The following is an 18,978-nucleotide window of genomic DNA, read 5'->3' on the forward strand; positions in this document are numbered from 1 at the left end:
ATAAATAACATCAGGGTTTAACCTCCACTATTTCTAAAATAAGAATGCGCTATTCTTTTATATTGAATAGCACATTCAGTTTTATTCCATCATCTCGCGAATTAATTTTCCAAGCTGCTTAACCGCCTGTTCTTCGCGTTCACCCCAGTGCCATGCGGTATTAAAACGAAAGAAACGTGACCATGTCCCCGAGGTTGAAAACATCTTGCCTGGTGCGATGCTGATGTGGTGCGCCAGCGCCTGGGTACTGAGCTCTCCCGCATCCAGCGGTTCTGGCAGTTCGAGCCACAGAAAATAGCCGCTGTCGTTATGGTGTATTTTGACCTCCGCCGGAAGATGACGCAGCAACGTTTGCCAGGCCTGCTGTTTGCGTTCCGCCAGCTGACGACGTAGCCGTCGCAAATGCGCGTCATAACGCCGGGTCGACAGGTAGTCCACCAGCGCAAGCTGCATTGGGGAACTGGTGGATAAGGTGCTCATCAACTGGAGTCGCTGAATACGACGGGCATGTTTCCCGGCAGCAACCCAGCCGATGCGAAAGCCGGGGACCAGACATTTCGAGAAGGATGAACAGTGCAACACCCTGTCCCCTCGATCCCAGGCTTTAGCCGGCAGTGGTTTCTCCCGGCCAAAATAGAGTTCGCTGTAAACATCATCTTCAATCAGCATCACATTGTATTTTTCCAGTAATGCGACCAGATGGGCTTTTTTCTGTGCGCTAAGCGTAAAACCCAACGGATTTTGGCTGTTGGTCATCAGCCAGCAGGCTTTGACCGGGTACTCCTGTAGTGCCTGTTCCAGTGCGACAAGGTCGATTCCGTCCTTCACGTCGGTGGCAACAGACAACGCCTTCAGGCGCAATCGCTCCAGAGCCTGTAATGCCCCGTAAAAACACGGGTTTTCGACAATCACCCAGTCTCCCGGCTCAGTGACCGCCTGCAGGCTCAGGTTAAGCGCTTCAAGTGCGCCGGTGGTGATCACAATTTCATCCGGGGAAAGGGTCATTCCCTGTTGCGCATATCGACGGGCAATAGCATGACGCAGTTCATCATTTCCCGGCGGCAGGTTTTCGATAACGCTCATGGCGGTAGCCGTTTTACTCACCTGAGCCAGCGAGCGATTAAGCTGCTGAAGCGGAAATAAGCGCGGATCGGGGAAAGCGGATGCAAACGGCATCACGGAAGCATCACGACTGGCCTGCAGCATGTCAAAGATGTAGGTGTTGATATCCACGGCTTCATCACGCATGACCTGTACCGGCGGCACGGCGGCTTCGCGTTCGGGGCGCGCGGCAACATAATAGCCCGACTGCGGCCGGGCGATGATCCGCCCCTGACTTTCCAGCAGTTGGTAGGCATGCCCCACAGTCATAAAACTCATCCCGCTGCTTGCCACCTGCTCGCGCAAAGAGGGCAACCGATCGCCTGGTTGCCATACGCCAGACGCGATTTGATCGCGAATTTGCTCCGCCAGTCGCTGGTACTTTTTCATTTTTCGTCCTGATTACCGGTGTCGGTGACAATCACTGTGTATATCAGTTTACATAATCAGGGTGTTTTTTATAACTGTTATAGTTAACAGTTTTACAACATCGTTAACGCCAGCTCTTTGCCTAAGGCGCGCGCAGCAATCTGTACGGCATCAATTTTTGTCGTGTGCTTTAAATCAAATAAACGGGTGATCTCCTGCTTAGGTCTGCCGATCCTGTTCGCCAGTTCCTGTTGGGTGATTTTTGATTCAAGGAAGGCATTCAGCAAAAGAACCTTAGACGCAACGCTCAGCGGTATTTCCACGTAGTCATCTTCAGCGCCAACCGCCGAGGGGAGAGGAATCGCCTCGTTGTCGTCGAAATAGAATTCAAAAGCGGTAATCAATGCCGCCTGCGCGGCCTGCAAAGCGTCATGGCGGGTATTTCCCTGAGTTAATGCTTCCGGAATATCCGGGAACGAAACCACAAACCCACCTTCCACTGCCGGTGTTAGAGTAACGGGATAACGCATAGGTTTTTCAAAATCCCTCATATAATCAACCTTGTAGTGATGATGATTACAGTAAGTCGAGCTGCTTAATAATCGCTTTTCGCAAGGCTTCTTTTATTTCATCACCTGGATGTCTGGGCATAACGCTACGCCTTCCCTGATATCTCAGTTTCAGATGATTTGAGCCGTTTGTAACAGCGACTCCCTGAGATTCAAGCCAGCGTCTGAACTCACTTTGCTTCACTGCGCCTCCCTGTAGTCTATTATATACACAAAGTAAACATTTATGATTACCTTTTAATTACCTTGCTACTAATATCGCAAAATAACTCACGTGGGGAGGACGCAATTCAATAACAGGAATCCAGCTTCCAGATTTCATATCAGTCTGGCCAACCTATAACAGCAGCACAACTGTTATGGTTAAAAAGAACTGTTCTGTTTCTGCCCCACATTTCGCCTGGGGCTTAGAATTGCGCCAAATCAATTTTGCCTGCGGAGTTAAGCATGTTCGGTCTTGACGCGTTTCACCTGGCGAGGATCCAGTTCGCGTTTACGGTGTCCTTTCACATCATTTTTCCGGCCATTACCATCGGCCTCGCCAGCTATCTGGCGGTGCTGGAAGGTCTCTGGTTGAAAACCAAAAATCCGACCTGGCGTTCGCTGTATCATTTCTGGTCGAAAATATTCGCCGTAAACTTTGGTATGGGCGTAGTGTCCGGGCTGGTGATGGCTTATCAGTTCGGCACCAACTGGAGCGGTTTTTCCGAGTTCGCCGGAAGCATCACCGGGCCGCTGCTGACCTATGAAGTGTTAACCGCCTTCTTCCTCGAAGCGGGCTTCCTCGGCGTAATGCTGTTTGGCTGGAACCGTGTGGGGCCGGGACTTCACTTCTTCGCCACCTGTATGGTTGCACTGGGTACCATTATTTCTACTTTCTGGATACTGGCCTCCAACAGTTGGATGCAAACACCGCAAGGCTATGAAATCGTTAACGGCCAGGTAGTTCCCGTCGACTGGTTCGCCGTTATTTTCAACCCTTCATTCCCATATCGTTTGTTGCATATGTCCGTTGCCGCTTTCCTCAGCAGTGCGCTGTTTGTCGCAGCGTCAGGGGCATGGCATTTATTACGCGGGAATAACACTCCGGCTATTCGAGCCATGTTTTCGATGGCGCTGTGGATGACGTTAATCGTCGCCCCATTGCAGGCATTGATTGGTGATATGCACGGGTTGAATACGCTGAAGCATCAACCTGCCAAAATTGCCGCCATCGAGGGGCACTGGGAAAACCCGCCCGGTGAACCCACTCCGTTGCTACTGTTCGGCTGGCCGGATATGGCGCAAGAGCGCACCCGCTATGGGCTGGAAATTCCGGCGCTGGGTAGTCTGATCCTGACCCATAGTCTGGATAAACAGGTCCCGGCGCTAAAAGAGTTCCCTAAAGAAGACAGGCCCAACTCCACCATGGTGTTCTGGTCATTTCGCATTATGGCGGGGCTTGGCATGCTGATGATCCTGTTGGGTACATTCGCCTTGTGGTTACGTTACAAGCAACGCCTGTATACCTCACGTCCCTTCCTGCGTTTCGCGCTGTGGATGGGGCCGTCTGGTCTGATCGCTATTCTGGCCGGTTGGGTCACCACTGAAGTGGGTCGTCAGCCGTGGGTGGTTTACGGTTTGCAACGCACAGCGGATGCGGTTTCCGCACATGGTGATTTGCATATGAGCATCAGCCTGCTGGCCTTCTTTGTGGTTTACAGTTCGGTCTTCGGTGTGGGTTATAGCTACATGATTCGCCTGATCCGTAAAGGGCCACAGGAAGATGATCCGACCCTCCCGCCAACTGGCACACCTGCACGGCCGCTTTCTGCTGCTGTCCTCGATTCTCAAGCTGAGGCACATCGCTAATGGGTATTGATTTATCAGTTATCTGGTTCGTTATTATCGTGTTCGCCACGCTGATGTATATCGTGATGGACGGCTTTGATCTCGGGATCGGTATCTTATTCCCCGCCATTCAGGATGCTGATGACCGCGATGTGATGGTCAACAGCGTCGCACCGGTATGGGATGGGAATGAAACCTGGCTGGTACTGGGCGGCGCAGGATTGTTTGGTGCATTTCCTCTGGCCTATGCGGTCATTGTCGATGCACTGACGATCCCACTCACCCTGATGCTGATTGGCCTGATTTTTCGCGGCGTTGCCTTTGAGTTTCGTTTCAAAGCCACACCGGCACACCGACCGTTCTGGGATAAAGCCTTTCTGGGCGGTTCAATTCTTGCCACGTTTACCCAGGGAGTGGTCGTGGGTGCGGTCCTCAACGGATTTTCCGTTACTGGCCGCAGCTACAGCGGCGGTCCGTTTGACTGGCTAACGCCTTTCACGCTGTTTTGCGGGCTGGGACTGGTGGTGGCTTACGCCCTGCTGGGGGCAACATGGCTGGTGATGAAAAGCGAAAAACCGCTACAGGATAAAATGCGCAGTGTGGCAAAAAAACTGCTGCTGGCGATGTTGGCTGTCATTGCCATTATCAGCTTGTGGACGCCGCTTGCGCACAGTGCGATTGCCGATCGTTGGTTTAGCCTGCCAAATCTGTGGTTCCTGATGCCGGTTCCGCTGCTGGTCGCACTCATCAGTCTGTTGCTGTGGCGTTCTCTGGGCCAGCAACATAGTCATGCCCCGCCATTTATATTGACGCTGGGTTTAATTTTTCTCGGTTTCAGCGGGTTGGGGATCAGCATCTGGCCACATATTATTCCGCCGTCTATTACCCTTTGGCAGGCCGCGGCGCCGACGCAAAGCCAGGGCTTTATGTTGGTGGGAGCGCTGCTGATTATCCCTATCATTCTGGTGTACACCTTCTGGAGCTACTACGTTTTCCGCGGCAAAGTTCAACATGGTGAGGGGTATCATTGATGCAACAATCTATCTGGAAACGCCTGATGTGGCTGGTCATTCTCTGGGGCGGCAGCGTGCTGGCCCTGGCGGCCGTCGGTTCATTCTTTCGCTTACTGATGACGGCGGCGGGATTTAAGTCCTGATTTTACCCCTGGTAACAACCGTGTCGCGCTGCGCTTCCCGGTTGTTACAAATCCTAATGCAGACTAAACAAAAATGTAAAAAACATCGAATTGGCAAAACAGAGATTGCCATTAACCCGATTAAAATATTGAATAGTCACATGGAGAAATTATTGCCGATTCCACAGCTAACGTACCAGAGGGTGCATGATGTTTAAGAAAGGGTTAACGGTGTTATTGCTTGCCAGCGCGCTTTTCTCCGGCCAGCTTTTCGCTACTCATCAGGGACATGAATATCTTCAGGTACAGGATGCCGATCATTTGTTACGCCACACGGCAGACAGCGATGAGCTGAGGGTGACGGCGGAAGAATCCGCCGCCGATCTACGCGAACACCATCACTGGCAAAAATCACGCAAGCCAGATACACACCTGAGTTAGCCCTTCCGCTTCGGCAATGTTTTCATCAGCTCATCAGGGCTGACAGAAGCCACTACGCTGCCCGGCAATGGCATTTTCAGAATGTGGTGTTTCATCTTGCCGATAACGTGCATTTCGCACGGTCGGCAATCAAATTTCAGCGTCAGCACTTCATCGCCATTCACCAATTGCATCGGAGTGGCTTTCCAGCTTTTGATATTCCCTTTTGCCTGTTTCGGACACAGATTGAATGCAAAACGCAGGCAGTGCTTGGTAATCATCACCGGAACATCGCCCTTTTCTTCATGCGCTTCATAGGCTGCATCAATCAACTGGACGCCATAACGGTGGTAAAACTCACGCGCTTTATGGTTATAGATATTGGCCAGAAAACTCAGATGCGTCTGCGGATAGACCGGCGCCGGCTGGGCAACGGGTTTACGACTGCCGCGTCGGTAGTTTTCCAGACGCGCGGTATCCAGCATGTCGATGGCTTCGCGGCGCAGTTGGTTGAGTTGACCATTCGGAACAAACAGCGCCCCCGGCAGATTCACCTGAATGTCGCGGGCGTAGTACAGCGTCTGTCCAAGTTTTGCCAGACCATCCTGCAAGTTACTCAACGCTTTTTCTGCATTGTTCGCTTCTTCAAACTGACCATCCAGCGTATGGGTGATACTCACACCATCTTCACTGGTTAGCGTCAGGATCAATTGTTCCTGCCAGCCGCCCAATTCAATATCAACCGCGACACGGCGTTCGCTGGACGTCTTAGTTAGCGCCTGCTGCCAGTTATGATCGAGATTGCGATTGAGCGGATGGTGCGGCCGCACTTTGTGCAGGTCCGTTGGCATTTCATTTGGCCATACCCGATAACGATTATTCCCCGTTTTCTCTACAGTATTGGCACGGAATCCAACCACATCACGCTTAATCAATACGTTCAGGCCATCCCCGTTTGCCAGTGGTTCCGACACCTCGACATCAAGATAATCCTTCGCCACCTTCAGTACCTCACCCACTGGTAAGCCAATGAATTTAGGTGAGTCGAATGCACCGATGTCGCCTTTACGGGCATTTACAAAATAGTCAGTGCTGCCGCGGTGGAAGGTTTTCTCTGTAGATGGCGTGAAGAAATGCTCAGTGCGACCTGCGGATGAACGTGCCAGATCGCCGCGTTCTTCGATGATGGCATCCAGTCTCTGCCGATAATGTGCAGTGATGTTCTTCACATAGCTCATGTCTTTGTAGCGCCCTTCAATTTTGAAGGAACGAACTCCGGCATCAATCAACGCACCGAGGTTGGCGGTCTGATCGTTATCTTTCATCGACAGCAGGTGTTTTTCATACGACACCACCCGGCCCTGATCGTCTTTCAGGGTATACGGTAGTCGGCAGGCTTGTGAACAGTCACCGCGGTTAGCGCTGCGCCCGGTTTGCGCATGAGAGATATAACACTGGCCTGAATAAGCAACGCATAACGCACCGTGGATGAAAAACTCGATAGTCGCGTCCGTCGCCTGATGAATCGCGTGAATCTGCTCAAGACTCAGTTCGCGCGCCAGTACAATCTGCGTGAATCCGACGTCAGAAAGAAACTTCGCCTTCTCGACGCTGCGAATATCACACTGGGTGCTGGCATGCAGTTCAATCGGCGGGATATCCAGTTCCATAATCCCCATATCCTGCACAATCAGCGCATCAACGCCGGTCTGATACAACTCGGTAATTAACCGCTGAGCAGATTCCAGTTCATCATCATGCAAAATCGTGTTCAACGTCACAAAGATCTTCGCCCCATATCGATGAGCGAATGGCACCAGTTCAGCGATATCTTTCAGGCTGTTACTGGCGTTGTGACGCGCACCAAAACCCGGGCCGCCAATGTATACGGCATCCGCGCCGTGCAAAATGGCTTCGCGCGCAATGGCGGTATCACGAGCCGGGCTTAACAATTCAAGGTGATGAGGTTGCTGGCGCATACAGTTGTTACCATCCACAAGCGGTAAAAATGGCGGCTATTGTAGTCAGAAGCGCGGCATTTCGGAATAGTTTTCCCGATTAACCACGTGGGTAATGGATCAAGGAGTGAAAGTGAACCGTCTGTTCGCTGCTGTTACGGTAACTATGTGCAGTATCACCCGCAAAACGGACACCCTCACCCGATTTGATGGTTCGCCACTGCCCATCAATGCACATATCCAGCAGGCCACTAATCACCACTACGTGCTCAACCACACCGGTTTCATGCGGTGTAGATTCACTCAACGCCCCCGGTGCCAGCAATATTGAAAAATGGTCAAAGCAGAGTTGTGGATCCCACGGAAACAGCGGTGTCACTATCATTGCCTGCTGTTGGGGATCAAAAGTCGCGGTGCCTTCTGACTCTGGTGGTGAAATAAATGTCGAAAACGGCACGTTCAGTCCGGTGGCAATTTTCCATAGCGTCGCCACTGTTGGGCTGGATTCATTGCGTTCTATCTGCCCCAACATGGCTTTGGATACCCCCGTTTCTTCTGCCAGACGCGACAGACTCCATTCCCGCTGATGACGTAATGTCCGGAGCGTGGTAGCCAGATAGTGGGTTAAATTGTCCATTGTCGCCTTCCTCTATCTCCTGTTTCTGCCCATCAGCTTATCACTTGTACGCTATAACGCACAGTGCTACAGTAAATGACCGTTATAACGCACGCGGAGTCGCTATGCGCACATTATTAATCCCTTTACCCACCGTTTTATCGGGTTTTGTTGCCGTGCTGGTCGGCTATGCCAGTTCGGCAGCCATCATCTGGCAAGCGGCGATAGCCGCAGGCGCAACGACCGGGCAGATTGCGGGCTGGATGACCGCGCTGGGAATCGCGATGGGCGTGAGTACGCTGGCATTGTCAGTGTGGTATCGTGCTCCCATCCTGACTGCCTGGTCTACGCCCGGTGCTGCGCTGCTGGTTACGGGTCTGCAGGGCGTGACCATTCAGGATGCTATCGGCGTTTTTATTGTGGCTAACGCGCTGATAGTCCTGTGTGGTGTGACGGGGTTGTTTGCACGTCTGATGCAGATAATCCCACACTCACTGGCATCGGCAATGCTGGCTGGGATCCTGCTGCGTTTTGGTTTGCAGGCATTCAATAGCCTTAATAATGAGCTTATCCTGTGCGGCAGCATGCTGCTGGCGTGGCTGATGTTAAAAGTTGTCGCGCCCAGGTACGCCGTCATTGCTGCCATGCTGGTGGGTATCGCCATCGCACTGCTAAAAGGTGACATTGTCACTTATAACATTAATTTATCTCCGGTGATGCCTGAATTCATCGCCCCCCACTTTTCTCTAGCACACAGTATAAGCATCGCATTGCCGCTCTTCCTGGTTACCATGGCGTCACAAAATGCTCCGGGCATTGCCACCATGAAAGCATCAGGTTATTCCTTGCCCGTTTCACCGCTGATTATTTTCACGGGGCTGCTGGCGTTACTGTTTTCTCCCTTTGGCGTCTACTCCATCTGTATTGCCGCCATCACCGCCGCAATTTGCCAAAGTCCGGATGCGCATCAGGATGCCCGGCGACGCTGGTTAGCCGCTGCTGCTGCCGGGATTTTCTACCTTCTGGCCGGAGTGTTTGGTGGGTCGGTAACCGGATTGATGGCCGCTCTGCCGGCAAGCTGGATCCAGATGCTGGCTGGACTCGCCTTGCTCGGAACGATTAGCGGTAGTCTGTATCAGGCATTGCTTCATGAAGCGGAGCGAGATGCTGCCATCGTCACCTTTCTGGTTACTGCCAGTGGTTTGACCTTATTGGGGATTGGCTCTGCGTTCTGGGGATTAATTGCCGGAGGGATATGTTATGCCCTGCTGAGATTATCGCGACGCACGTAATTGCGTTGGTGTCTTGCCCGTCACCTGCTTAAACCGGTTGCTAAAATGGCTTGCTGAACTGAATCCACAAGCCATCGCGATATCCGACAAGCTACGTGAAGAATAACGGACCAGTTGCTGCGCCAGCGCCATACGACGCTGCATAACATACTGGTGCGGGGCCATATTCATCGACTGGCGAAACATTCTGGCAAAGTGGAAATCGCTCAGTGCCGCTTCACCTGCCAAATCGCTGAGGGTCATTGGGTAGGCCAGATGCGCGTCAATATAGGCCAGCACATTGCGCAATGTGGCTGGCGCAAGCCCACCCGTTACCACCGGCGGCCGCCATTGAACGTTGCTGTAATGTTGAATCAGATGCGTCAGCAACAGCGAAGATGCCGCGCTGAGCGTTAGGTGATTAGCCGGCTGCTGCCAGTCATTACCCAGTAAAAACTGGCGATAAACCGCCGTGATTCCCGGATCGCTGCCGAACGTATGTTCGTCCAGCGTGAAGCTGTAAGGGCTTTTGTCCCAAACTTTCTCACCCACTTCCCGTAGATGCGCGTCGGTACAATAAAGATGTACAAAGGAGAGATCGTCACGAATATCCCAACTGGATTCGCTCTCTTTCGGCATCAGGCAGAAGCGATCCGGGCCGCCGCCGTTTTTCCAGCCCCCCGCCGTCTTGTGATAACTCTCGTAGCCATCCGCAACATATAGGCTGAGCGTGTGGTGATCGCAATACTGGGTAATGGTGTCGCGTTTGTTTGACCACGCCGCCAGCTGAATCCCTGAATGTAACGCAACCGACTCATGCAGCACGGCATTATGTTTGCGTAAGTTTTCAAAGGCACCGTAGGGCTGAGACATACCATCACATTCAGAACAGGTTAGCAGGCTTTCAGTCTATATCAGCAACATGTTGTTCACAGCCTCCTTTTCATGTTTGCGAGAAAAAAGCGCAAGATTTTGCAAGTCGACCGCAAACCGATGAAAGCCCCCTACCGCCAGGCGTGACACAGTGTGGGTCTGATTACAAAAATGAGAGAGTTGTATGAACGCACTGTTGTACTGTCTGGTCGTCGTTATTTGGGGAACAACATGGATTGCGATTTATTTGCAGCAAGGCCCAGTTTCTGCGCCAGTTTCTATCTTTTGGCGTTTTGCCGTTGCCAGCTCGGTGATGATCCTTATCCTGCTGTTCAGCGGCAAATTGCGTAAACTCTCCCGACGCGACCACCTGTTTTGTCTGTTACAGGGCGGGTGTGTTTTTTGCTTCAATTTCTGGTGTTTTTACACCGCCGCAGCGTGGATTAATACCGGCCTGGAGTCGGTGATTTTCTCGATGGCCGTGCTGTTCAATGCGGTGAATAGTTTTATCTTTTTTGGGCAAAAACCACCGGTACGCTTTTATTTCGCCGCGGCGCTAGGGTTGACGGGTATCATCACCCTGTTCTGGCAGGATTTGCTCAACAGCGGGTTCAACCATTCGCTGCTGCTGGGTATTGGTTTAAGCGCTCTGGGGACGTTTGGTTTTTCCCTGGGCAATATGATAAGCCTGCGTCATCAGAAAAAAGGGCTTGAGGTGATGACCACCAACAGCTGGGCCATGCTGTATGGTACGCTACTGATCGCCGTCATTGCGCTGGTGCGCGGGGACAACTTCACGCCGCAGTGGACTTTCAGCTATCTTAGCGCGCTGTTATATCTGGCTATTTTTGGCTCGGTAATTGCTTTTGGCGCCTATTTCACGCTGGTAGGACGCATCGGTCCGAGTAAGGCGGCCTACAGTACGCTGCTTTTCCCGCTGGTGGCGCTCACGCTGTCAACGCTGTATGAAGGATACGTCTGGCAGGCTAACGCAATTGCTGGATTAGTGCTGATTTTGCTGGGTAATCTGGTGATGTTTGCACGCCCGGAGGCGTTAATGGAGAAACTACTGTACCGTCGTCGGACGGCATAAAAAAAGCGCACCATCCAAAAGATGGTGCGCTCAGCGTTACTGTTTTTTGTTGACATCAAACATGGAGGCATCTGTCGCCATGTCATCAACAACTTTCTTCAACGTTTCGAACGCCATCGGCGTACTCTCGTTGTTCAGATCCTTGCCTTCACCCTGACGTACCACTTTAATCACCGGCTTATTAGTTGCCGCATCGATCAACTCACCTTCAAAATAGAGGTGAGTATCCATGGTACGGTGACCTGTCGCCATTTGTGTCCCCGCGACGAGTAACGCAACCGGGACCACTTCATAGAACTGCAGCCCTTCCTTGCTGGTTGCAACACCGGTAATTGCGCCACGGAATATCAGGCTACGCGGGCCGGGGGTCGTCACCAGAGGTTTACGTTTACTAATGGCGCTTTTCATTTGCGTATTGGTATAGCTCAACAGTTTATCCAGCACCTGTTGCCCAACCTGAGTCGTTGGTTTAGGAATCGGATAATAGGTTATCGGGTTATACACAATACTGTCATATTTGGACTCATTGAAGTTGGGATCAACCCAACGCAGCACAGGCAGTCCTGTTGCCGATTTAGTTTCCTTCAGACCAGAGTAATCTTTCAAAAAACCTGAATATTTATCTGGCTGCGTTATTTTTGACGCACAGCCTGATAACGCCAGTAAACCCGTAAGCACTGCAACTTTAAATAAAGTTTGAGCACGCATGGAACGATCCCTTAGTATTTGCAGATATGCATCTGAAATAGTAGCAAAAGGAAATCATTTTAGATGTGCGAAAAATGGTAAGCGCCGCACAATTTTATTTCTGCGCTCAGCACAAAAAATGCTGAACGCAGAGCGTGGGCCATCAGCCGATTTTGCGGGCCAGCATGGTCGCAAAACGCAGTTTAATACGATTGCCGTTTTCGTCTGTACGATGCAGTTCGCCCACGTCTTCGTTATATTTCAGCAGTTCCCATCCGCGGTAATAGTCGCGTAATTCCCCCGCTTTAAACGCGAACGGGAAGCCAACGGTGCACGGGAAATCATCGGTATCCATCGCCGCAACGATTAAGTTATATCCACCCGGTTTCGTGCAACGCTGCATATTATCGATAAGCCCCGGAATAGTTTTTGCTTCGAGGAACATCAGCACTACGGTAGACAGGATAAAGTCGTATTCACCATCAAAACTCAACGCATTAAGGTCCGCGACGCTCGCCTGCAGATGAGTCAGCCCTTCGGCTGCTTTGATACGCTCAAGGTTAGCGATGCTCATGGGATTTTTATCCCATGCTGTCACGTCATAGCCGTTTGCCGCAAGGTACAGGCTGTTACGGCCATTGCCGCAGCCCAGGTCTAACGTTTTACCTGGTTTAACAATTTTCGCCGCTTCAACGACATCGGAATGCGTACGGGTTAAATCGTATTTCTCAGTAAAGTAGTTTTCGTCGCAAAGGGTCATTATTTATCCTCAGATTTCAGTAATGCAGCACGCTCCGTGCGGATGAGTAGTTTTCCCTGCATCAGCAATGCAAACGTACGTACCAGTAATAATGCAATGATAAAATTGGTAAAAATAAACAGTGGGATCGACAGCGTATGAAAAAATCCTGATTCGCTGCCGTGTCCCAGATGTAGCCCCGTTGTCGCCAGAGCCGACACGCCAAACGAGAAGCTCCAGAAAGACGCATTAAAGGGCTGAGACAGATACCACGGCATGAGGCGTAGCATAAAAAGAAGTTGCAGCAGACCATAGCCGAACAGCATTTTCGCCAACGTATCGCCCTCGCCGCCATTGACGCTAAGCCAGGCGCTGCAGGCGACCAGCGCAGGCGCCAGTTGAATGCCAAGTGAAGTACGTAATACCGTTGGCAGCTCGCCGCAACTGCGTAAACGTTGCAGGATCACCGGCTCCAGGCTGAGCCAGGAAAATACCCCAGCCCCCAAAAACACCAATCCAGCGTCGTTGAAACCCAACGCACCACAGGCCATTGCGCTAATAAAGTTATTGGCGACAGTCGGCAGATACAGCCCCGGCGTGGTGGCTTCTTCTGGGTGCTCCCCGCGCCATAATCCCGCGGTTTGCCACGCCGCGTACGCCAGTTGGATAACGACCCCAATGCTGAACAAGCCAAGCGCCAGCGGTCGACACCAGGGAACAAAACCAATCGCGACCAGCATGGTTGTGGCCGGAAACAGACTGACAAAGCTACTCATCACCGGATGACGAATCTCCGCCAAAACGCTATGCGGAAAACGCAGTAAGCGACTAAAAAAGGCCAGCGTCAGCAGCCCCCAAATGACCATTGCGAGGATGACCAGACCGTCGCCGATCCAGTGGCTCACAGACCACACCTGGCTGGCATAACGCCACGCAAATCCCATCCCTATGATGCCCAGTACCATGCCAAAATAACCAGCAGGAAGATTGAGGACCTGTTCACTCTGCTTGTTCTTACTCATTTTGTTTATTTTTTAAAGTATATTTGAAATGCATTTTATGGAATTTACGCTGATTTAGCCAGTACGGAAAACTTTGCTACGTTTAACTAAGGTGCGCAACACGGAAATGAGCTATGACCAAATACCGTCTGAGCGACGAACCTCGCTCCTTCAGTTACCAGGATAATGGCAACAAAAGAAGCGTATTACTACGCCAGATAATTGCACTGTTCGATTTTAATGATGTTCCGGCTGGCACGCATGGTGGCTGGATTGATAATGAAGCCGTACTGGCGCAGTGTGGTGATTGCTGGATTTACGATGAGAACGCGATGGCATTTGCGGGGGCAACCATTTCTGGAAATGCCCGCATTACGCAGGCCAGCGTGATCAGAGATGGCGCTCAGATTGGCGATGCCGTATGGATAGATCGGGCTGAAATTAGCCATGGCGCGCAAATACGTGACAATGTCACCATTCAGGATTCTGTTGTACGTGGCGAATGTTTTTTGTCGGGTGATGCACGTATTCTGGGAGGCTCCGAAGTCATCGCCGCTAAAGGGTTAACCCGTGAAAGTGACCAGCCCCTACAAATATATGATCGCGCAACCGTAAACCATTCACGCATTGTGCACCAGGTGCAGATCTATGGCGATGCAACCATTGACTACGCTTTTATTGAACACCGCGCCGAAGTTTTTGATTGTGCTCACATCGAGGGTAATGAGGAAAATAACGTTTGGATCTGCGATTGTGCGAAGGTATACGGCAACGCCCGCATCATCGCTGGTACCGATGAAGATGCGATACCGACCCTGCGCTATAGCTCACAGGTGGCTGAGCATGCAGTGGTTGAAGGTAACTGTATCCTGAAACACCATGTGCTGGTCGGGGGACATGCAAAATTACGCGGCGGGCCACTCTTGCTGGATGGTCACATCCTGATTGAAGGCCACGCCTGTATTCTGGGTGAAGTGCTGATCGAGCATCATATTGAGATAACCGGGCAGGCCCACGTTGAAGCCTTTGATGGTGATGCAATCCATCTGCGCGGGCCAAAAGTGATCAACGGCGAACAGCGTATTACGCGCACCCCCCTCGCCGGTTTATTCTGAATCGCTATCAATGATGCGAGCATAGAGATTCACATCATGGTAATCACCATTGAGGAACTCTGCCTGCTTTAAACACCCTTCCAGCTGAAAACCGTTGCGCAGCGCCACCTGGTTACTTTCCTGGTTATCCACGCGGCATTTAATAATGAACCGGCGGATCTCACCACGTTGCGCATAATGATGAATCAATGCCTGTAGCGACCGTGACATAATGCCCTGTCCCTGATGAACTTCATCCAACCAGTAGCCAATGTAAGCCGCTTTATTCAGCGGTTCTATTTGGTTAAATGAGATAACGCCAACCACTTCATCTTGTTTGAAGATAAGGAACATTTTGGCGTAGCCACGCTGGTGCAACATCATATTCCCCTGCACATTCTTACGCGTATCGTCCTCAGATTCGACAAGCTGCGGCCAGTTCAGCGACCGCTGGAGCCAAACTTTATTTTTGAGCACCAGTTGATGCAAAGGCGTGACGTATTGTTCTTCTACTGCCCGCAGTTCCAGCGTGTCACTGACGGTAATAATTTCTGACATGTTTATCTCCTTTGCGATTGTAAACGGGGGATATCTGACTGGCAGTAGCCGATATTAATCTGTTTAGCACCGAGAATGTCATATTTTTATGCTGTAACAGCAATCACTTAGAAACAATCTCTGGTGCGGAAGCCGTTACTCTGGATGTCCGGTTATCCCATATCTGGATAGGCCGTAATGATGACAACAACACTTTCATTCTATTGCTAAGGAGCAAGCATGGCAGCACCTTTGGGTCGTTTAGCACTTATTCCGCTTTTACTGATTACCGCCTGTCACCAACCCGTCCCCACCACGCAAGCGGGTCCTGTCCCCTTTGCCGTTAACAAACAACAGGTTGTGGATAATACCACGCTGGAAATTTCCCGTAGCGCGCTGGAATATAACATTCATAAAGTTCAGCAACTGCTGGGAGACAAAACCCGGATGTGCGCCATTCTTAAAGGCGATGCGTATGGCCACGATCTCTCACTGGTTACGCCGGTGATGATGCAAAACGGTGTGCAGTGTATTGGCATCGCCAGCAACGAGGAGATTAGCATTGTTCGTCAGTCAGGCTATACATCGCAGCTAATGCGCGTTCGCAACGCGACGGAAAAAGAGATGCGCCAGGCGGCAGATTTTGATACCGAAGAGCTGATTGGCAATCTGGATATGGCTAAACGTCTGAGTGCAATTGCCCACGAGAAAGGGAAAACGATTCGTATCCATCTGGCACTGAACTCTGGCGGTATGTCACGAAACGGTCTGGAAGTCAGCACCGCGGCAGGTCTGGAAGAGGCCCGCGCCATTTCCATGTTACCCGGTCTGAAAATTGTTGGCATCATGTCGCATTTTCCGGAAGAAGATGCGGCGGTGGTAAAACGCGATCTGGCCCGTTTCAATACGCAATCGGCCCAGGTACTCAAAATTACCGGGCTTAAGCGCGAAGATGTCACCCTGCATGTCGCGAATACGTTCGCCACCCTGACCGTTCCTGAATCCTGGCTCGACATGGTGCGTGTTGGCGGTATTTTTTATGGCGATACCATTGCCAGCACCGAATACAAACGCGTCATGACGTTTAAATCCGCAATCGCGTCGGTAAACCATTATCCCAAAGGAAATACCGTCGGCTATGACAGAACCTATACCCTTAAACGTAATTCCGTTCTTGCCAATATTCCGACGGGTTATGCTGATGGCTATCGTCGTGTGTTCAGTAATGTGGGGCACGTATTGATCCACGGCCAGCGGGTTCCGGTGCTGGGTAAAACATCCATGAATACCGTGATTGTTGATGTGACCGATCTACCACAGGTTGCCTCCGGCGATGAAGTAGTGTTATTCGGTAAACAGGGAAATGCGCAGGTGAGCGCAGAAGAAGTCGAAGAAATTAGCGGCGCGCTGTTCACTGAAATGTCGATCCTCTGGGGGGCGACAAACAAACGCGTGATGGTCGATTAACGCCTAAAACAGGAAGGGCTTCCTTTTCTCGCTGGAAGCCCTTTTACACAGTGAGCACAGTACTATTTAGCTCTCACTGACACTCTCTCTTTGCAAAATTTTGAGCAAATCTTCCTTCAGGTGGAGTTTCTGTTTCTTAAGACGAACAATGTCCAAACTGTATCCCCGACCATCCGAACCTTCCAGTCTGGAAATCTCATGATCAAGGCTGTTGTGTTTTTCGAATAAGGACAGAAAACGAGGATTCTCGGATTTCAGTCGGGAAATAAGGTCTCTGTATTCTGGAAACATACTTTCTCCCTGTTAGTGGTAAAGAATGTGTATAAGAAATACACATGATCAGCTTACCCGGTTAGGTCAGGGAAAAATGCGAACAGGATCGAGTAAATAGTGTACAGATTGTTACGATAGAAGTTTCAGCAATGGCTCCCCGGAAGGAGAGCCATCAGAAGAGCAATTAACGCATTTCACGGTCGTCAACGTACTGACGTTTATCCAGCGCTGGCGGGAAATACTGATACAGCCAGGTTTCACTGATGGCATTGCCCTGACAACGCAGGAACATACGCATATCTACCGGATCGGTTGAGTCAGATGTCGGATACCAGTCAAACTGGATCCGGTAGCCATCGATAGGTTCAACGTAGAGGATCTCAATCTGTTTCGCTTCACCACTCGAAAGCGTAATTACCGGTTCAATACCTTTCGGCGCGGCGGCTTTTAAATCGCCACCGACGAAATCAACGGCAAAACGTCGTGCCCATTTTTCCGGGTAGTGCTCGCCCGGCGCCCATCCTTCCGGGAAGCCGCCCATGCCTGTACGGGTCGCCATCACGCGAGCCAGCGGCGAACGCACCGGCGGCTGAGCGCTCCAGTACAGACGGTATTTGAATTCCAGCTCATCGCCAGCTTTGATCTTCTTCTCCGGCTGCCAGAAGCAGACGACGTTATCCAGCGTTTCACCGGTCGTCGGGATCTCCATTAAGCCAATGGTTCCCTTGCCCCACTGGTTACGTGGCTCGACCCACAGGCTTGGGCGCTTGTTGTACCAACCCATGATGTCCTGATAGTGGGAGAAGTCACGATCCAACTGCAGCAGGCCAAATCCGCGCGGGTTGTTATCGGTATAGGCATTAAACTGCAGTTTTTGCGGGTTATTCAGCGGACGGCAGATCCACTCGCCATTGCCTCGCCACATAGCCAGACGGTCGGAATCATGAATTTGCGGGTGAATGGTGTCACACATCCGGCGTTCATTGTTACCACAGCTGAACATGCTGGTCATCGGCGCAATGCCGAGCTGCTTGATGTCTTTACGCGCATAGACATGATTCTGCACATCCATGATCACCTGCGTTTTCTCACAGTGGATCACAAACTTAAACGCGCCGGTTACGCTTGGGCTATCGAGTAGTGCATAAACAGTAAATGAAGTGGCACCCGGTTTAACCGTTTCGAACCAAAATGCGGTGAAGTCCGGAAACTCTTCTTTGCTGTCGGTATACGTATCAACCGCCAGACCACGCGCCGACAAACCGTACTGATAGGTGTCATCTACGGCGCGAAAATAGCTGGCTCCCAGGAAGGACACTACGTCACGACGGGCCAGTTCAGGCGCTTTGAACACGCGAAAACCGGCGAAACCGAGATCAGTTTGCCCTTCCAGCTGTTTGGTATCCACACCGGCATCGTTGTACTTGAAAAGCTCCGGGCGGAAGTGGATCTCACGCGCCATATGCGTACTGTCATCAACCGAGAACATGCGCACGCGGCGACGAAAACCCATGCCCACATGGAAGAACTGCGCATCAAGCTGACGATTTTCAACGTTGTTCCACAGTGACTGTTCTGCGTCGTACTGAATACTGTTGTAAGCCTGCGGCGTTAGTTTAGCCAGCGTATCCGGCAATGCGCGCGGCGAGCCGCCCCAGGGTTTCTGTGCTAAATCATGGGCCATCGATTGCAGAACGGAAAAATCAAAACGTACGGTTTTTCCGTCTGCAATGTCAGACTCTGCCGCATAGGCAGCACGGGAAAAGAGTGATGCAATACCACTGGTTCCGCACACGGCGGCCACTGCCATTGAACCTTTAATAAATCGTCTGCGATTCATGCCTGAAAGTGAGTCCTTCTGGTCGTGTAAATGGTCCCGCGCCGGTCAAAATCTGCGGCAAGAGAGTGCACATTTCTGACCGCCCACTCTAGACAAAATTCATTA

At 51.3% G+C, this 18,978-nt stretch carries 20 protein-coding genes; 8 read left to right on the forward strand and 12 right to left on the reverse strand.

Features of this window, described 5'->3' with window-relative positions; all coding sequences use genetic code 11:
• Positions 1–81 precede the first annotated feature (81 nt).
• The 3 genes from OGX91_RS01005 to OGX91_RS01015 form a co-directional block, all read right to left on the reverse strand.
• A complete protein-coding gene (locus OGX91_RS01005; RefSeq protein ID WP_286625190.1) occupies positions 82–1,491 on the reverse strand; it encodes an aminotransferase-like domain-containing protein in 1,410 nt (469 codons plus the stop codon).
• A gap of 92 nt (positions 1,492–1,583) precedes the next feature.
• Complete coding sequence (locus OGX91_RS01010; RefSeq protein ID WP_005126746.1) at positions 1,584–2,000, reverse strand: type II toxin-antitoxin system HicB family antitoxin; 417 nt, start codon at positions 1,998–2,000, stop codon at positions 1,584–1,586.
• Positions 2,001–2,046: 46 nt separating this feature from the next.
• Positions 2,047–2,223: a type II toxin-antitoxin system HicA family toxin gene (locus OGX91_RS01015; RefSeq protein ID WP_005126745.1), complete on the reverse strand. Its 177-nt coding sequence runs from the start codon at positions 2,221–2,223 to the stop codon at positions 2,047–2,049.
• 263 nt (positions 2,224–2,486) lie between these two features.
• Between OGX91_RS01015 and OGX91_RS01020 the strand changes: the two genes are divergently transcribed.
• From OGX91_RS01020 to OGX91_RS01035, 4 genes are all read left to right on the forward strand, one after another.
• Positions 2,487–3,890, forward strand: a complete 1,404-nt coding sequence (locus OGX91_RS01020) for a cytochrome ubiquinol oxidase subunit I (RefSeq protein ID WP_040230988.1) — start codon at positions 2,487–2,489, stop codon at positions 3,888–3,890.
• Positions 3,890–4,900: a cytochrome d ubiquinol oxidase subunit II gene (cydB, locus tag OGX91_RS01025; protein ID WP_040230985.1), complete on the forward strand. Its 1,011-nt coding sequence runs from the start codon at positions 3,890–3,892 to the stop codon at positions 4,898–4,900. The genes OGX91_RS01020 and cydB overlap by 1 nt, the downstream gene beginning before the upstream one ends.
• On the forward strand, positions 4,900–5,025 hold the full coding sequence (locus OGX91_RS01030; RefSeq protein ID WP_005126742.1) for a DUF2474 domain-containing protein: 126 nt from the start codon (positions 4,900–4,902) through the stop codon (positions 5,023–5,025). The genes cydB and OGX91_RS01030 overlap by 1 nt, the downstream gene beginning before the upstream one ends.
• A gap of 189 nt (positions 5,026–5,214) precedes the next feature.
• Positions 5,215–5,445: a DUF2554 family protein gene (locus OGX91_RS01035; protein ID WP_005126741.1), complete on the forward strand. Its 231-nt coding sequence runs from the start codon at positions 5,215–5,217 to the stop codon at positions 5,443–5,445.
• On the opposite strand, the gene OGX91_RS01040 is transcribed toward OGX91_RS01035, so the two are convergent.
• A complete protein-coding gene (locus OGX91_RS01040; protein ID WP_155021076.1) occupies positions 5,442–7,403 on the reverse strand; it encodes a peptidase U32 family protein in 1,962 nt (653 codons plus the stop codon). The two genes, OGX91_RS01035 and OGX91_RS01040, sit on opposite strands and share 4 nt — an antisense overlap.
• 79 nt (positions 7,404–7,482) lie before the next feature.
• Positions 7,483–8,019 (reverse strand): helix-turn-helix domain-containing protein, encoded by a 537-nt coding sequence (locus OGX91_RS01045; protein ID WP_005126739.1) that lies wholly within the window; start codon positions 8,017–8,019, stop codon positions 7,483–7,485.
• Between the two features lie 104 nt (positions 8,020–8,123).
• On the opposite strand from OGX91_RS01045, the gene OGX91_RS01050 reads away from it, so the two are divergent.
• The gene (locus OGX91_RS01050) at positions 8,124–9,290 is read left to right on the forward strand and encodes a benzoate/H(+) symporter BenE family transporter (protein ID WP_005126738.1); all 1,167 of its coding nucleotides are present in this window, start codon (positions 8,124–8,126) and stop codon (positions 9,288–9,290) included.
• On the opposite strand, the gene OGX91_RS01055 is transcribed toward OGX91_RS01050, so the two are convergent.
• Positions 9,273–10,142, reverse strand: a complete 870-nt coding sequence (locus tag OGX91_RS01055) for a helix-turn-helix domain-containing protein (protein WP_040230980.1) — start codon at positions 10,140–10,142, stop codon at positions 9,273–9,275. The genes OGX91_RS01050 and OGX91_RS01055 overlap by 18 nt on opposite strands.
• A 184-nt stretch (positions 10,143–10,326) precedes the next feature.
• On the opposite strand from OGX91_RS01055, the gene OGX91_RS01060 reads away from it, so the two are divergent.
• Positions 10,327–11,235 carry a DMT family transporter gene (locus tag OGX91_RS01060; protein WP_040230977.1) on the forward strand — a complete coding sequence of 303 codons (909 nt, stop codon included), beginning with the start codon at positions 10,327–10,329 and terminating at the stop codon, positions 11,233–11,235.
• A gap of 36 nt (positions 11,236–11,271) precedes the next feature.
• Here the strand turns inward: OGX91_RS01060 and OGX91_RS01065 are convergent, their stop codons facing one another.
• The 3 genes from OGX91_RS01065 to tehA form a co-directional block, all read right to left on the reverse strand.
• The gene (locus tag OGX91_RS01065) at positions 11,272–11,943 is read right to left on the reverse strand and encodes a DUF3313 domain-containing protein (RefSeq protein WP_149692273.1); all 672 of its coding nucleotides are present in this window, start codon (positions 11,941–11,943) and stop codon (positions 11,272–11,274) included.
• 142 nt (positions 11,944–12,085) lie between these two features.
• A complete protein-coding gene (gene tehB / locus OGX91_RS01070; protein ID WP_005126732.1) occupies positions 12,086–12,682 on the reverse strand; it encodes a tellurite resistance methyltransferase TehB in 597 nt (198 codons plus the stop codon).
• Entirely contained in the window at positions 12,682–13,683 is a 1,002-nt protein-coding gene (gene tehA / locus OGX91_RS01075) for a dicarboxylate transporter/tellurite-resistance protein TehA (RefSeq protein ID WP_005126731.1), read from the reverse strand. The genes tehB and tehA overlap by 1 nt, the downstream gene beginning before the upstream one ends.
• 113 nt (positions 13,684–13,796) lie before the next feature.
• Here tehA and ydcK point away from each other — a divergent pair, with 113 nt between their 5' ends.
• Positions 13,797–14,777: a YdcK family protein gene (gene ydcK / locus OGX91_RS01080; protein ID WP_149692272.1), complete on the forward strand. Its 981-nt coding sequence runs from the start codon at positions 13,797–13,799 to the stop codon at positions 14,775–14,777.
• Here the strand turns inward: ydcK and rimL are convergent.
• Entirely contained in the window at positions 14,769–15,314 is a 546-nt protein-coding gene (gene rimL, locus OGX91_RS01085) for a 50S ribosomal protein L7/L12-serine acetyltransferase (protein ID WP_199947013.1), read from the reverse strand. The genes ydcK and rimL overlap by 9 nt on opposite strands.
• Before the next feature lie 219 nt (positions 15,315–15,533).
• Between rimL and alr the strand changes: the two genes are divergently transcribed.
• Positions 15,534–16,760, forward strand: a complete 1,227-nt coding sequence (gene alr / locus OGX91_RS01090; RefSeq protein ID WP_005126728.1) for an alanine racemase — start codon at positions 15,534–15,536, stop codon at positions 16,758–16,760.
• 66 nt (positions 16,761–16,826) lie between these two features.
• Here alr and OGX91_RS01095 read toward each other — a convergent pair whose 3' ends face one another.
• Both OGX91_RS01095 and OGX91_RS01100 read right to left on the reverse strand, forming a co-directional pair.
• Entirely contained in the window at positions 16,827–17,051 is a 225-nt protein-coding gene (locus tag OGX91_RS01095) for an HP1242/YdcH family protein (protein ID WP_003020276.1), read from the reverse strand.
• Between the two features lie 166 nt (positions 17,052–17,217).
• Entirely contained in the window at positions 17,218–18,873 is a 1,656-nt protein-coding gene (locus OGX91_RS01100; RefSeq protein WP_005126727.1) for a glucan biosynthesis protein D, read from the reverse strand.
• Positions 18,874–18,978: the final 105 nt, after the last annotated feature.

It is taken from the genome of Citrobacter sp. Cpa228 (genome assembly GCF_030333085.1).
In the GTDB taxonomy this organism is placed as follows: Bacteria; Pseudomonadota; Gammaproteobacteria; order Enterobacterales; family Enterobacteriaceae; genus Citrobacter; species Citrobacter pasteurii.